This window comes from Nakamurella flava, from assembly GCF_005298075.1.
In the GTDB taxonomy this organism is placed as follows: Bacteria; Actinomycetota; Actinomycetes; order Mycobacteriales; family Nakamurellaceae; genus Nakamurella; species Nakamurella flava.
In genome coordinates, this window is record NZ_SZZH01000003.1 from 577,832 (window position 1) to 591,600 (window position 13,769).

The following is a 13,769-nucleotide window of genomic DNA, read 5'->3' on the forward strand; positions in this document are numbered from 1 at the left end:
CGTACAGTAGCCAGGTGGCCGAGGACTTCGTGACGACCCTGCGTCGGCTCGTTCGGGCGCGGTTCCCGTTCCTGTCCATCCGGACGGCCGAGGAGTCGCGCGCGCTCGCCGGGATCGCCTCCGTGGTCGGCAGCCGGTCCCAGTTGTCACCGCCCCGCCAGGTGTGGACGTGGACCACGACCAACGGGCTGGCCGAGCTGGGCAAGGCCGGCAACCCGGACACCCGGACCCCGCACGCAGCCCTCGCCGCCGCCGCGACCATCGCCGCGCCGAGCGTCGTCGTGATGATCGACCTGCACCCGTGGCTGGGCAGCGACACCAGCCCGCCGGACACCCAGCTGGTCCGGGCGCTCAAGGACACCGTCGGCTGGTTCAAGGACTCGACGATCCCGCGCACGCTCATCCTGCTCTCGCCGACGCCCCGGATCCCCGCCGACCTGGCCGATCTGGTCACCCTGGTCGACTTCCCCCTGCCCACCGAGGAGCAGCTGCGCGCCACCCTCGACGCGATGATCACCCGGAACACCTCCGCCGGGGCGTTGCGCGTCGACCTCGGGCCGGACGGCCGGGAACGGATGGCCAAGGCGGCGCTCGGCCTCACCGCCTTCGAGGCCGAGAACGCGTTCGCCCGGGCGATGGTCGCCTCCGAGGACGGGGCCGGCACCGCCGACGGGCCGGGTCGCGCGGTGCTGACCGATGCGTCGGTCGGGCTGGTGCAGGCGGAGAAGAAGCAGATCGTCCGCAAGTCCGGGGTGCTCGAAGTCGTCGACTCCGCCGTCCGGCTGGACGACATCGGTGGTCTGGAGAACCTCAAGACCTGGCTGCGCAAGCGCAGCGGAGCCTGGCTGGACGAGGCCCGCGCCTACGGGCTGCCGGCGCCCAAGGGTGTGCTGGTCACCGGCGTCCCCGGGTGCGGGAAGTCGCTGACCGCCAAGGCCATGGCCTCGGCGTGGTCCCTGCCGCTGGCCCGGCTCGACATCGGCCGGGTGTTCGGCGGCCTGGTCGGGGCCTCGGAACAGAACATGCGCACCGCGCTGGCCACCGCCGAGGCGATCGCGCCGTGCGTGCTGTGGATCGACGAGATCGAGAAGGGCTTCGCCTCCGGCGCCTCCGGCAGCGGGGACAGCGGGACCTCGGCCCGGGTGTTCGGCACGTTCCTGAGCTGGATGCAGGAGAAGACGGCCGCCGTCTTCGTCATCGCCACGGCCAACCAGATCAACCTGCTGCCGCCGGAGATGCTGCGCAAGGGCCGTTTCGACGAGATCTTCTTCATCGACCTGCCCACCGACGCCGAGCGCAGGGTCATCTTCCGTATCCACCTGGCCGGCCGGCTGAAAGCCGGCCCCGCCCTGGGCGACCTGGCCGTCACCGACGACCTGCTGACCGCCCTGGTCGAGGGGACCGAGGGGTTCTCGGGCGCCGAGATCGAGCAGGTCGTCATCGCCGCCTGCTTCGACGCCTTCTCCGGTCGTCGGCCGCTGACCCGGGACGACCTGCTGCGCGAGATCGCCACGACGGTGCCGCTGTCGGTCACGCAGGCCGAGCAGATCGCCGCTCTGCGCTCCTGGGCGGATGTCCGGGCGGTGGCCGCCTCGGCCCCGGAGGACCGGGCCGGGTACGCCACCCCGGACTGGGACGGTGTGGCGCCAGGGGTCGGCGACGCCGCCGCGCTGACCCGCGGTGGGCGGCCCGTCGAGGCCTGAACCGGGCCCGCGCGGCCCGTCGGACGCGCCGGCGAAGACCGTCCCGGACATACATCGGCTCGCCAGGGTGACCGGTCACCCGAGAGCCACGACACCGGGCTGTCGTGACGCGCCTTCGGGGCCGATCTGTCAGTCGATCTGTGGCTTTCGCCCGGTACTCCCAAGGGGTACACATGTCATCGGCGGTGATCGCGGAGCATCCTTCTTCCGTGACCCTGACGCTCGGAACGGCCTACCCCTTCACGGTTGTCCGCACGTCCCCGCCGTGGGGGATGGCAGGAGGTCCGGTGGTTCCGACGCCGCGTTCCCTGCTGCTCCGACTCGACGAGTTCCTGGCCGCAGCCCCGCCGTCGGCCGGTCGTCTCTACGCGAGCGCACTCCGTCGGTTGGTCGTCGCGATCGACGCGACCCCCGACCGGTTCACCGATCCGCAGCACCCGCTGCGGACGACGGCGTTCCTCGTCCAGCGGTTCCTCGCCGCTGATGCGGCGCTGGTGCGACAGCGTCCCGACGACGTCCCCGGGCCCTGGCGGACCGCGCTCGTCGTGGACCCCGGCCTGCCCGCCATGCGGCTCCTGCTGGTCACCGCCAACGCCGGCCTCAACGACGACCTGCCCCGGGCCCTGCTCGAACTGCCCGGCTGGGACGGCAGCGCCTCCCGGATGGATCACGCAGCCTGGACCGAACTGATGGCCGACGCCTTCGCAGATGCCGCCTGCCCGGCGGGCGCGGGTCCCGTCGAACGGATGGCCGCCCTCCGGGAGCGACCGCTGCTGCGCCGGGCGCTGCTGGCGGCCGGCGCCCAGGCCTGGCCGAACGCCGAGGACCTGCTGCACCACAGGACCGCCGCAGACTGTCCGGACGCTGCTGACGTCGACCCCTTCGAGACGCGCAGTCGCCTGCTGGCCACCCTGACGGTCGGCAACATCGGCGAGCTGCTCACTCGGCATCGGTGGCCGCTGCCCCGCTGGGCCGATCTGATGGTCGTCCGCTTGCAGCCCGCCTGACCTGGTCGTCAGGGTGGGCGCGACCGGTGTGACGGTCCTCGCGGCGACACTCGTTCACCCGAACAGTCGGACGTACCGGTTCGGTTGACGTCAGCCGATAGCCTGACGAAATGTGCGGAATCGTGGGTTACACCGGTCCCCGCCAGGCTCTGCCCCTGGTGCTGGAGGGTCTGCGGCGGCTCGAATACCGGGGATACGACTCCTCGGGTGTCGCCGTTCTGGACGGTGAAGGCGGCCTGAACACCGCGAAGAAGGCCGGTGGCCTGAACAACCTCGAGCGGTACATCGACGAGGGGGCAGTGGCCCTGGCCGGCACGACCGGCATCGGCCACACCCGGTGGGCCACCCACGGCGGCCCGACGGACCGCAACGCCCACCCGCACACCGACACCAACCGTCGGGTCGCGGTCGTGCACAACGGCATCATCGAGAACTTCGTCGCCATCCGGGCCGAGCTGGAGAGCAGCGGCGTCGAACTGACCAGTGAGACCGACACCGAGGTGGTCGCCCACCTGCTGGCCCGCGCCTACGCCGACGGCCCGACCGCCGGGCACCTGCCCGATTCGATGGCCGCCGTCTGCCGTCGGCTGGACGGGGCGTTCACCCTGGTCGCCGCGCACGCCGACGTCCCGGGGATGCTGGTCGCCGCCCGTCGCAACTCCCCGCTCGTCGTGGGGGTCGGCGACGGCGAGATGTTTGTGGCCAGCGACGTCGCCGCGTTCATCGCCCACACCCGGGACGCCGTCGAACTCGGACAGGACCAGTTGGTCGTCGTCACCCCCAACGGGTACGAGGTCAGCTCGTTCACCGGGGGCGAGCCGGTGTTCACTGAGTTCCGCGTCGACTGGGACCTATCCGCCGCCGAGAAGGGCGGCTTCGAGTTCTTCATGGACAAGGAGATCGCCGAGCAGGGCGACGCCGTCCGGTCGACGCTGATGGGGCACTTCGACGGGTCCGGCATCGTGCTGGACGAGCAGCGGTTGTCCGAGGACGACCTCCGCACCATCGACAAGGTCTTCGTCGTCGCCTGCGGCACCGCCTACCACTCGGGCCTGATCGCCAAGTACGCCATCGAGCACTGGTGCCGGATCCCCGTCGAGGTCGAGGTGGCCTCCGAGTTCCGCTACCGCGACCCGGTCCTCGACCGGCAGACCCTGGTGGTGGCGGTCAGCCAGTCCGGCGAGACCGCCGACACCCTGGAGGCCGTGCGGCACGCCCGCCGGCAGGGCGCCCGGGTGCTGGCCGTCTGCAACACCAACGGCGCACAGATCCCCCGTGAGTCCGACGCCGTGCTCTACACGCACGCCGGACCGGAGATCGGCGTCGCGTCGACCAAGGCGTTCCTGGCCCAGTTGGCCGCGAACTACCTGGTCGGGCTGGCCCTGGCCCAGGCCCGCGGCACCAAGTACCGCGACGAGATCGCCCGCGAGTACGAGGCGTTGACCGCCATGGTCGAGGCGGTCGAGCAGACCCTCACCCTGATGGACCCGGTGCGCAAGCTCGCCCAGGAGATCGCCCAGTCCAAGGCGGTGCTCTTCCTGGGCCGGCACGTCGGCTTCCCGGTGGCCCTGGAGGGCGCGCTGAAGCTCAAGGAGCTGGCCTACATGCACGCCGAGGGCTTCGCCGCCGGCGAGCTCAAGCACGGACCGATCGCCCTGATCGAGGACGGTCTGCCGGTCGTCATCGTCACGCCGTCGCCGAAGTCGGATCCGCTGATCCACTCCAAGCTGCTGTCGAACATCCGGGAGATCCAGGCCCGCGGCGCCCGCACCATCGTCATCTCCGAGGAGGGCGACGACACGGTGGCGCCGTTCGCCGACTTCCTGGTCGAGCTGCCCCGGGTGCCCAAGCTGTTCCAACCGCTGGTGGCCACCATCCCGCTGCAGGTGCTGGCGGCCGAGATCGCCCGGGCCCGCGGCTACGACATCGACAAGCCGCGGAACCTGGCCAAGTCGGTCACGGTCGAGTAGCCGGTGGTCTCCGTGCCGGTGCCCCCGGCTGGTGCCGTGGTGCGCGCGGTCGGTATCGACGTGGTGGCGGTCGAACGCTTCGAGGTCGTGCTGCTGCGCACCCCGGCGCTGGCCGACCGGGTGTTCGCCCCGGACGAGAAGGTCACCGCCTCCGGCGCCCCCCGCCGTCCGGCGTCCCTGGCCGCCCGGTTCGCGGTCAAGGAGGCCGTCGCCAAGGCCCTGGGGGTACCCCGCGGCATGGAATGGCACGACTGCCGGCTGCTCTCCGAACCGTCCGGCCGTCCCGTCCTGGCGATCACCGGCTCGGTGGCGGAGGCGGCGGCCGAGGTGGGTATCACCGATTGGCGGGTCTCGGTCTCCCACGACGGCGGGATCGCCGCCGCGGTGGTGCTGGGTCTGGGCTGAGGGCCGAGTGGTGGGGGGGGGGGGGGGGGGGGGGGGGGGGGGGGCCCCCCCCCCCCCCCCCCCCCCCCCCCGCGCCCCCCCCCCCCCCCCCCCCCCCCCCCCCCCCCCCCCCGCGGCGCCGCTGCCCCCTGTCAGCCGAACATCGCCGTCCCGCCGAGGACGTCGGCCGGGTCGTGGGCGGCGGCGATCCGGGCCAGCCGCTGACGGACGGCGTCGGGGTAGAGCGCGCGGACCCCGGCGTCGCCGTCGAGGTCGACGAAGTTGGGCTGCCCGCCGTCCCGCCAGGGGGTCAGGGCGTCGGCCGCCCGACGCAGATGGGCGGGGACGACGTCGGCGGCCGGGCCCATCGGAACGCCGATGGCCCAGAAACCGAAGGCGGACGAGCGGCCGGGCACGGCGTTCGCCACCGCCGGCTGCTCGGCGAGAGCCCCTCCGAGCAGCCGGATCTCGGCGATCACCAGGGCGGAACCGGAGCCGGCGCCACAGGTGCCGACCAGGGCGTCGACCGCCTCGGGCGTCAGGTCGGACAGACCGAAACCGTGGCCCAGGGCGGGCAGCGGCAGCGGTGGGTCCATGTGCACGGCGTCGACCGCCGCGTAGGGCAGCTCGCCGACGGTGTCCATGATGATCGGCGCGGAGGCCCGCAGGGGGGCGAGCAGGGCTTCGGCCTGGTCCACCGGACCGGTCGAGGCGAACCGCAGGTGCACCACGAACCGTCCACTCAGCGGCGGCGGGAGTTGCGGGTCCGGCGGGAGCTGCAGCAGGGCAACGGATGTCGTGACCTCCCGGGGCAGCTGCGGCGCCCAGGTCCGCCAGGCGTGCAGCACGGCCGGGGCGTCGGCGATGTCGAAGAAGACGCCGCCGCCGTGCAGCCGGGCCACCGGGAACAGTGCGATCTCCAGTTCGGTGACGATGCCGAAACCGACCCGGCCGCCGCGGATCGCCCAGAACAGGTCCGCCTCCGGGGTCCCGTCCGGGGCGTCGGCGGTGAGCCGGCGGACGGTGCCGTCCGCGGTCACGAGGGTGAGGGCCCGGACGTGGTCCGCGGCGAACCCGTACTGCCGGGCCAGTACCCCGATGCCGCCGCCGAGGGTGTAGCCGACCGCGCCCACCGACGAGGACGACCCGGACAACGGGGCCAGGCCGTACGGGGCGGTGGCGGCGATGACGTCCCGCCACCGGGCGCCGGCCGCGACCCGCGCGGTGGGCGCCGGGCCGTCCGCGTCGACCGTCACCCCGGTCAGCCGCCGGGTGGTGACCATCAGCGTGCCGGCGCGGTCGTCGTAGAGGCCGTGCCCGGTGCTCTGCGCGACGACCCGCAGGCCCAGCTGCGCACCCCAGCGGACGGCGACCGACACGTCCTGGGTGCTCGTGGCGGCGACGACCAGCGCGGGCGCCGGGTGGTACGCGAGGTTGAAACCGCTCACCTCGGCGGCGTAGTCCGCATCACCGGGCCGCAGGACGGGGCCGGCCAGGGGACCGGGCGGGTCCAGGGGGAGATTCTGGCCGGGCAGGTCGGTCGCGGTGGAGGTCATGGGGGTTCCTTTCGAAGCGGGGGAGTGGGACTCAGCGACCGGCGGTGGCGTCGATCTCGACGGCCATTCCGGGCAGGGCGAGGCGCTGCACGCCGAGCAGGGTGGTCGGCGGGGTGGCGGAGAACTGCTGCAGCCGTTCGATCAGGGCACCGTAAGCGGCGAGGGTCGCATCGACGTCGGTGGTGTAGACGACGAGGCGCAGGACGTCGGAGAGGTCCATCCCCGCCGCGGCCAGCACCGTCTCGACGTTGGCCAGGCTCAGCGACAGCTGGGCGCTGACGTCGCCGGCGTGCAGCAGCACCCCCGACTCGTCGACGGGACCCTGGCCGGCCACCGTCAGCAACCGGGCGGGGGCGGCCCGCAGCTGGCCCTGGTCGTAGCCGAACGCCGCGTTCCAGGTGGTCGGGTTGATGGACGTCACCGCCGACGGGGCGGGGTGCAGTGAGGTGGTCATGCCGTCGAGCCTGGTCCGGCCAGGGGTCAGGGACCATCCCCGGTTCCTGGGGTTCTCGCCGCGAGCAATCTGGGAGGCCGTGCCCCACTTTTCTGGGATGGTCCCGGTTGTCCGGTCGGTCGCATACTTCCGGCATGAGCTCGATGCCCGCGGAACGGGCGCGGACCCGGCTGGAGTCGCTGGCCGCCGCGGGACTCGACGTCGTCACGTTCGGTACGGCGGCCACCGAGGTGCTGCAGACGGCCGTGCCGTTCGCGGCGTTCTGCCTGGCTCCCGTCGATCCGGCCACCCAGCTGATCACCGGCACCGTGAAGGGTGGCGGACTGGGGAACGAGCAGGACGCCCAGTGGGCCTATTGGGAGTACGAGGCGGACGAGGCCTGGGACTTCCGGACCACCGCACGACGCCCGGGCGGGGTGACGTCGACGTTCCTGGAGACCGACGGGCACCTCGAGCGCTCGCGCCGGCACGTCGAGTTCTACCGGTCGGTATGGGATTTCGGGGACGAGCTGCGCGCGGCGCTGCAACTCGACGGCGTCATGTGGGGGGCGGTCGCGCTCTTCCGGGAGAACGGCACCCACTTCACCCCGGCCGAGCACCAGTACCTGAGCGCGGTCGCGCCCGTCATCGCGCGGGGGTTGCGGACCGCGCTCATCGCCGGTGCGGCGGCGCTCACGGAGGGGCCCCGACGACCAGCCCGGTGGGATCGACGCCGGCCCGGCCGTTCTCGTGGTCGGCCCGGACGACGTCGTCAAGCAGGCGAGTGTGGGGGCGCCGGCCCGGGTGGCCGAACTGGGCGGCGGCCCGCTGTCCGAGCCGCTCCCGATGCCGCTGCTCAGCCTGGTCGCCTCGGCCCGCTCCTATGCGTCCGGCCGCCACACCGACGTCCCCCGGGTGCGGATGCGCAGCCGGACCGCGCCGCCCGGCGGGGCCGGGTCGGGCTGGTTACTGGCCCACGCCTCCCCGCTGCTCTCACCCGCGGGAACGGGTACCGACGTCGTCATCACCATCGAGCCGGCCCGGGCCCCGGAGATCGTGCCACTGGTGGTCGCCGCGTACGGGTTGACCGAACGGGAGCAGGCGGTGGTCCGCCTGGTCCTGCGGGGCATCGGCACGGCCGAGATCGCGGCGGCGCTCCACCTGTCGGCCTACACCGTCCAGGACCACCTCAAGGCGATCTTCGCCAAGACCGGCGTCCGCAGCCGGCGGGAGCTCACCGCACAGGTCTTCTACGACCACTACGCGCCCCGGCTCGCCGACACCCCCGCGGTCGGCCCGTCCGGCTGGTTCAGCGAACCGGGACCGGCGTCCGGCTGACCGGCGGGCTTGTGTCGACCGCCCGGCCCGTCGGGAACGGGGCCAGGATGGACGCATGATCACCGCGTACACGGCGGCGCAGATCCGCGCGGCCGAACGAGTCGCCATCGACCGTGACGGGGACGCGACGCTGATGCGCCGGGCGTCCACCGCCGTCGCGTCCGTCGTCGCCGAACGGCTGCCGCACCCGCTTCCCGGGCGTTCGGCGGTGCTGCTGGTCGGGGCGGGCAACAACGGCGGCGACGCGTTGTGGGCCGGGGCGTTCCTGCGGCGACGCGGCCTGGCCGTGACCGCCCTCCTGCTGCAGCCGGACCGGGCACACCCGGCCGGGCTGGCCGCGCTGCGCCGGGCCGGCGGTCGGGTGCTGGCGCTGGACCCCGGCGATCCGGCTCCCGCGCCCGTCAGAGCCCTGCTGACCAGCGCCGATGCCGTGATCGACGGAATCGTGGGGCTCGCGGCCCGACCGCCCCTGCGTCCGGGGGCCGCCGCGCTGGTCGCGGCCGCGAACACGTCCCCGGCCCTGAAGGTGGCGGTCGACCTGCCCAGCGGCATCGACCCCGACACGGGGGCGACGGGCCCGGCCGACGACGGCGATCCGGTCGTCTTCGCCGCCGACGTCACCGTCACCTTCGGCGGCGTCAAGACCGGACTGCTGCTGGCGGCCGACGCGATGGTGAGCGTCGGGATCGGGATGGAACCCGATCCCGGACCCGCACCGGACGGGACCGGCTCCGCCGAGCGGTTCGCCGCCGCCGCGGCGGCCGTGGACGCGATCGCCCTCACCGACGCCGACCTGCGGGTCCTGCTGCCCGACCCCGGGGCGGGCGCCGACAAGTTCACCGACGGGCTGGTGGGCATCGTCGCCGGGTCGCCGGGATACCCGGGGGCGGCGGTGCTGTGCACCGGGGGAGCCGTGCGGACCCGGCCGGGGATGGTCCGCTACGCGGGCGCGCAGGCCACCGCGGTCGTGGCCCGCTGGCCGGAGGTGGTCGCGGCCGCCGACCCGTCCGTCGCCGGACGGGTCCAGGCGTGGGTGATCGGCCCGGGCATGGGCACCGACGCCGCCGCCGGCGAGCTGCTGGCCGACGTCCTCCGCCGCGACGAGCCCGTGCTGGTCGACGCCGACGGGCTGACCCTGCTCGGGGAGCACCCGCAGTGGCTGTCCGAACGCACGGCCCGGGGCGCGGTGACCCTGCTCACCCCGCACGACCGCGAGTTCACGCGGGTCTTCCCGGACCTGCCGCTCGACGACCGGCTGACGGCCACCCGGACCGCCGCCCGCCGCAGCGGGGCGACGGTGCTCCTGAAGGGGCACCGCACCATCGTCGCCGACCCCCACGGCACCACGGTGGTCAACCGCAGCGGATCGTCCTGGCTGGCCACGGCCGGGTCCGGCGACGTGCTGTCCGGGGTGATCGGTTCACTGCTGGCCGCCGGCCTGCCGCCGGTGCTCGCCGCCGGGGCGGGGGCGTTCCTGCACGGCCGGGCCGGGGAACGGGTCCACGCGGCCGGCGAGGCCGGGGCCCAGGCGTTGTGGTCGCACCTGCGGGCCGCCCGCGTCTGACCGGACGGTCCCCGGTCGGGGGCCCGTCCGGGGACGGTCACCCGGGGCGACCCCCCGACGTGATTGCATCGGCGGATGACCACCGCACCGGGCATCCCCGACGGCCGTCCCGCGACGGTGCGCGCCGAGGCGGTGGTCGACCTCGACGCGGTCGCCGCCAACACCCGGTTGCTGCTGGACCGCGTCCGCCGGACGAACCCGGCCGGTGGGTTGATGGCCGTCGTCAAGGCCGACGGCTACGGCCACGGCGCGGTGCCGTGCGCCCGGGTCGCGGTCCGCGCCGGTGCCACCCACCTGGGCGTCGCGACCCCGGACGAAGCGCTTGCCCTGCGGGCGGCCGGGATCACCGCCCCCGTCGCGGCGTGGCTGTGGCCCGCCGGGCAGGACATCGCCGCCGCCCTGGTCGGCGGGGTGGAGCTGGGGGTGTCGAGCCTGGCCCACCTGGACGCGGTGCTCGCCGCCTCCGCCGGGCCGGCCCGCACGCCCGTCCGCCCACGGATTCACCTCAAGATCGACACCGGCCTCGGGCGGAACGGGGTCGGCCCGGCCGACCTCGCCGCTGTCGCCGACGCCCTGGCCGCCGCGATCCGCGCCGACCGGGTCACCCTGGCCGGGACGATGAGCCACCTGGCCTGCGCCGACGAACCCGGGAACGAGTCGGTGGCGGCCCAGACTGCGGCCTACCGGGACGCGGTCGCCGTCCTGCAGGGCCGGGGGATCGACCCCGGTCTGCTGCACCTGGCCAACACCCCCGGCGTCCTCGACCACCCGGAGACGATCTTCGACCTGGGGCGCTGCGGCATCGGGCTGTACGGGCTCGACCCGCTCGGCGGCGCCCGCGGCCCGCAGGGGCTCCGGCCGGCCATGACGCTGCGCTCGACGGTGGCGTTGACCAAGCGGGTCCCGGCCGGGTTCGGGGTCTCCTACGGCCTGACCTGGCGGCCGGAGCGGGAGACCACCCTGGCCCTGGTCCCGGTCGGGTACGCCGACGGTCTGCCCCGGGCCGCCGGCAACAGCGCGTCGGTGCTGGTCGTCGGTCGTGACGGTCGCGGCCGTCGCTATCGGGTGGTCGGTCGGGTGGCGATGGACCAGCTCGTCCTGCACTGCGGTGACGACGACGTCACAGCCGGGGACGGCGTGCTGGTGTTCGGCCCCGGGGACCACGGGGAACCGTCTGCCGCGGAGCTCGCCGCGGCCTGCGGCACCATCGACTACGAGATCGTCACGCGCATCGGCCCCCGGGTCCCGCGTCGTCACCTCCGGCAGAACGAGCATCCCGTCGAACGGCGGGCAGAAGGGCGGACCCGATGAGCACCGTCGGCCGGATCCTCGGCGCGGCCGGGATCGCCACCGGCGTCATCGGGGCGGCCGCGCTCGGCGGGGTGACCGCGCAGCGCCGCCGGGTGCGCACCCTGCGGACCGTCGAACTGGAACCCGGATCTGCGGCGGCCGGGGTCGGTGACTTCGACGACCTGCGCCCGGACCGGACCTATTCGGTCGCCGCGGTCGACGGCACCGTGCTGCAGGTCGAGGAGGTCGGCCCGACGGACGCGGCCCTGACGGTGGTGTTCGCCCACGGGTGGACGCTGCGGATGGGGTCCTGGCATTTCCAGCGGTTCGGGCTGACCGATGCCGCCGGGGCCGGGGCGACCGACGGGAACGACCCGGAGCTGCCGCTGCCCCCGGCTCCCGGGCTCGACGAGGAGACCGACGGGGCGGCCGACGCGACGGGTCTCCCGGAACTTCCGTCGCTGCGGATGGTGTTCTTCGACCAGCGCTCGCACGGCCGCTCCTCGCGGGGCCCGGCCGACCACGCGACGATCGACTTCCTGGCCAGCGACCTCCGGCAGGTCATCGACACTGCCGCCCCCGACGCCCCGGTCGTGCTCGTCGGCCACTCGATGGGCGGGATGGCCATCCTCGCCCTGGCCGGTGACGAGCCGGACTGGTTCGCCGAACGCGTCCTGGGGATCGGCCTGATCTGCACGGGCGCGACATACCTGCGCCCCGGGCAGTGGAACAAGGTGCTGGTGACCGGCGGGAATCCGCTGGTCCGCGGGGTCGCCTCGCTGGCCGGACGCTTCCCGACCGTCATCGAACGGGGCCGGGCCAGCAGTCGGGACGCGGCCTGGCTGGCCACCCGGACCTTCGGTTTCGCCTCCCCGGACGTGCCGGCGCCGCTGGTCGACTACCTGGACGAGATGATCACCGACACCCCGGCCGACGTGATCGCGGAGTTCGCCCCGGGCCTGCTGGTCTTCGACCGGGCCGCCGCCCTGCCGGGCCTGGCCGGCATCCCCACCGTCATCATCGGCGGCGGGCAGGACCGGATGACCCCGATCGCCCGGTCCCGGGCCATCGCCGACGCCCTGCCGGAGGCCCGCCTGGTCGTGGTGGAGGGGGTCGGGCACGTGGCGATGATGGAGGCGCCGGACGTGGTGAACGCGGCGGTGCGGCGGTTGCTGCGGGAGGCCGCGGCCTATCAGGAGCAGCACGCGGAGGCGGAGGTGGCGGCCCGATGACCGGGGCGACGGACGGCACGGTTGAACTGGACCTGTACACCCTGGACGACACCCTGGCGTTCGGCGCGGCCCTGGGGCGGGCGCTGCGGGCGGGTGACGTCGTCATCCTCACCGGTTCGCTCGGCGCCGGGAAAACCGCGCTGACCAAGGGCATCGCCGTCGGTCTCGGGGTGCAGGGCACGGTGCTGTCCCCGACGTTCGTCCTGGCCCGGGTCCACCGGCCGGGACCGGACGCCCGGGCCGGGGCGGTGCCGCTGGTGCACGTCGACGCCTACCGGCTGGGGGGCGCCCTGGAGCTCGACGACCTGGATCTCGACACCGACCTCGCTCGCTCGGCCGTCGTCGTCGAGTGGGGCGAGGGAGTGGCGGATCAGCTGGCCGACGACCGGTTGACCATCGCCCTGGAACGCCGTCCGGACGACACCCGCCGCGCCCGGTTGACCGGGATCGGGGCCTGGGCGCAGCGGTTGCCGTCCGTGGTCGCCGGGATGCCGGCCACGGACTGAGCCCGCCGGCCGCCGCGCGGCGGTCAGGCGGTCAGCGCAGCGGTCCCGAAGGCGACGTCGAACCGGTCGCACCAGATCACCACCGACTGCAGGCCGGCCAGGTCGACATCGGCCGGGATCTCGTAGTTCTGGTTGCCGTCGGTGGCCTTCAGCTCACCCAGCTCGACGTGCCGTCCGTCGTCGTAGACGCCCCAGTCGGCCTGACCCGACGAGCGGTCGGACAGGATCACGTGCACGTCCGGCCCGTCACTGGTCGAGAAGTTCTCCAACCGCACGTACCGACGGCCGTCCGCCGCCGTCACGACGGTCGCGGTCCCGCTGGTGGCGTGTTCCCCGTCGACGAGGGGTTCCGGTGAGGCCGGCCGAGCAGTCGTGTCCGGAGCGGACGTGGTCGCCGGTGCGGGGCTGCTCGACGGTGCCGGGACGGCAGTTCCCGGGCCCGTCGAAGGCGTCATCGTGACGGAGGGCGCCGGGGACGTCGACGCGGCGGCCGGAGTGGCCGCCGCCGCCGGGGCCGCCTCGTCGATCGAACTGCGGGTGAACAGCCGCCACGGTTCGAAAAGGGCCGCACCCACCCCGGCCACGACGACCAGCACCGCCGCCGCCACCCACCACCACCGGCGGGAGCGCCGACGCGGAACCTCCGCCGGCGACGGGGAGGGCAGGCGACGCGGGGACACAGGACTGTTCATGCGGGACTCCTGGGTGCTTACGGCGCCGCCCGGTGACGGCGGGTCGTCGCGGCTGTCGCCTCTCAGGAGTCCGGCGACCCCGAAATGATCGCCT

12 protein-coding genes are annotated in these 13,769 nt (G+C 74.2%); 9 read left to right on the plus strand and 3 right to left on the minus strand.

The window, feature by feature from the left end:
- Positions 1 to 14: 14 nt before the first annotated feature.
- The 4 genes from FDO65_RS14490 (at position 15) to FDO65_RS14505 (ending at position 5,085) form a co-directional block, all read left to right on the plus strand.
- The gene (locus FDO65_RS14490) at positions 15 to 1,703 is read left to right on the plus strand and encodes an AAA family ATPase (protein WP_137450382.1); all 1,689 of its coding nucleotides are present in this window, start codon (positions 15 to 17) and stop codon (positions 1,701 to 1,703) included.
- A 287-nt stretch (positions 1,704 to 1,990) separates the two neighbouring features.
- The gene (locus FDO65_RS14495; RefSeq protein ID WP_137450383.1) at positions 1,991 to 2,710 is read left to right on the plus strand and encodes a DUF5995 family protein; all 720 of its coding nucleotides are present in this window, start codon (positions 1,991 to 1,993) and stop codon (positions 2,708 to 2,710) included.
- Positions 2,711 to 2,820: 110 nt separating this feature from the next.
- Positions 2,821 to 4,680, plus strand: coding sequence for a glutamine--fructose-6-phosphate transaminase (isomerizing) (gene glmS / locus FDO65_RS14500; protein WP_137450384.1), 1,860 nt, complete (start codon positions 2,821 to 2,823; stop codon positions 4,678 to 4,680).
- A 36-nt stretch (positions 4,681 to 4,716) separates the two neighbouring features.
- A complete protein-coding gene (locus FDO65_RS14505) occupies positions 4,717 to 5,085 on the plus strand; it encodes a holo-ACP synthase (RefSeq protein ID WP_137450676.1) in 369 nt (122 codons plus the stop codon).
- Between the two features lie 131 nt (positions 5,086 to 5,216).
- On the opposite strand, the gene FDO65_RS14510 is transcribed toward FDO65_RS14505, so the two are convergent.
- Positions 5,217 to 6,620, minus strand: a complete 1,404-nt coding sequence (locus FDO65_RS14510) for an FAD-binding oxidoreductase (protein WP_137450385.1) — start codon at positions 6,618 to 6,620, stop codon at positions 5,217 to 5,219.
- A 31-nt stretch (positions 6,621 to 6,651) separates the two neighbouring features.
- Positions 6,652 to 7,074, minus strand: coding sequence for a RidA family protein (locus FDO65_RS14515; protein WP_137450386.1), 423 nt, complete (start codon positions 7,072 to 7,074; stop codon positions 6,652 to 6,654).
- 660 nt (positions 7,075 to 7,734) lie between these two features.
- Between FDO65_RS14515 and FDO65_RS14520 the strand changes: the two genes are divergently transcribed.
- The 5 genes from FDO65_RS14520 to tsaE all read left to right on the plus strand — a co-directional run bounded on the left by FDO65_RS14520 (position 7,735) and on the right by tsaE (position 12,983).
- On the plus strand, positions 7,735 to 8,391 hold the full coding sequence (locus tag FDO65_RS14520) for a response regulator transcription factor (RefSeq protein WP_137450387.1): 657 nt from the start codon (positions 7,735 to 7,737) through the stop codon (positions 8,389 to 8,391).
- Positions 8,392 to 8,446: 55 nt separating this feature from the next.
- Positions 8,447 to 9,955, plus strand: a complete 1,509-nt coding sequence (locus tag FDO65_RS14525; RefSeq protein WP_137450388.1) for an NAD(P)H-hydrate dehydratase — start codon at positions 8,447 to 8,449, stop codon at positions 9,953 to 9,955.
- A 75-nt stretch (positions 9,956 to 10,030) separates the two neighbouring features.
- Positions 10,031 to 11,266 (plus strand): alanine racemase, encoded by a 1,236-nt coding sequence (gene alr / locus FDO65_RS14530; RefSeq protein WP_205850046.1) that lies wholly within the window; start codon positions 10,031 to 10,033, stop codon positions 11,264 to 11,266.
- A complete protein-coding gene (locus FDO65_RS14535; protein WP_137450389.1) occupies positions 11,263 to 12,477 on the plus strand; it encodes an alpha/beta fold hydrolase in 1,215 nt (404 codons plus the stop codon). The genes alr and FDO65_RS14535 overlap by 4 nt, the downstream gene beginning before the upstream one ends.
- Complete coding sequence (gene tsaE, locus FDO65_RS14540; protein ID WP_137450390.1) at positions 12,474 to 12,983, plus strand: tRNA (adenosine(37)-N6)-threonylcarbamoyltransferase complex ATPase subunit type 1 TsaE; 510 nt, start codon at positions 12,474 to 12,476, stop codon at positions 12,981 to 12,983. The genes FDO65_RS14535 and tsaE overlap by 4 nt, the downstream gene beginning before the upstream one ends.
- Positions 12,984 to 13,006: 23 nt before the next feature.
- On the opposite strand, the gene FDO65_RS14545 is transcribed toward tsaE, so the two are convergent.
- The gene (locus FDO65_RS14545) at positions 13,007 to 13,675 is read right to left on the minus strand and encodes a DM13 domain-containing protein (RefSeq protein WP_137450391.1); all 669 of its coding nucleotides are present in this window, start codon (positions 13,673 to 13,675) and stop codon (positions 13,007 to 13,009) included.
- Between the last annotated feature and the right edge of the window lie 94 nt (positions 13,676 to 13,769).

Coding starts and splice junctions, on each gene's coding strand:
- glmS (WP_137450384.1), top strand. CDS start 2,821: ATGTGCGGAATCGTGGGTTACACCGGTCCCCGCCAGGCTCTGCCCCTG.
- FDO65_RS14510 (WP_137450385.1), bottom strand. CDS start 6,620: ATGACCTCCACCGCGACCGACCTGCCCGGCCAGAATCTCCCCCTGGAC.
- FDO65_RS14515 (WP_137450386.1), bottom strand. CDS start 7,074: ATGACCACCTCACTGCACCCCGCCCCGTCGGCGGTGACGTCCATCAAC.
- FDO65_RS14525 (WP_137450388.1), top strand. CDS start 8,447: ATGATCACCGCGTACACGGCGGCGCAGATCCGCGCGGCCGAACGAGTC.
- alr (WP_205850046.1), top strand. CDS start 10,031: ATGACCACCGCACCGGGCATCCCCGACGGCCGTCCCGCGACGGTGCGC.
- FDO65_RS14535 (WP_137450389.1), top strand. CDS start 11,263: ATGAGCACCGTCGGCCGGATCCTCGGCGCGGCCGGGATCGCCACCGGC.
- tsaE (WP_137450390.1), top strand. CDS start 12,474: ATGACCGGGGCGACGGACGGCACGGTTGAACTGGACCTGTACACCCTG.
- FDO65_RS14545 (WP_137450391.1), bottom strand. CDS start 13,675: ATGAACAGTCCTGTGTCCCCGCGTCGCCTGCCCTCCCCGTCGCCGGCG.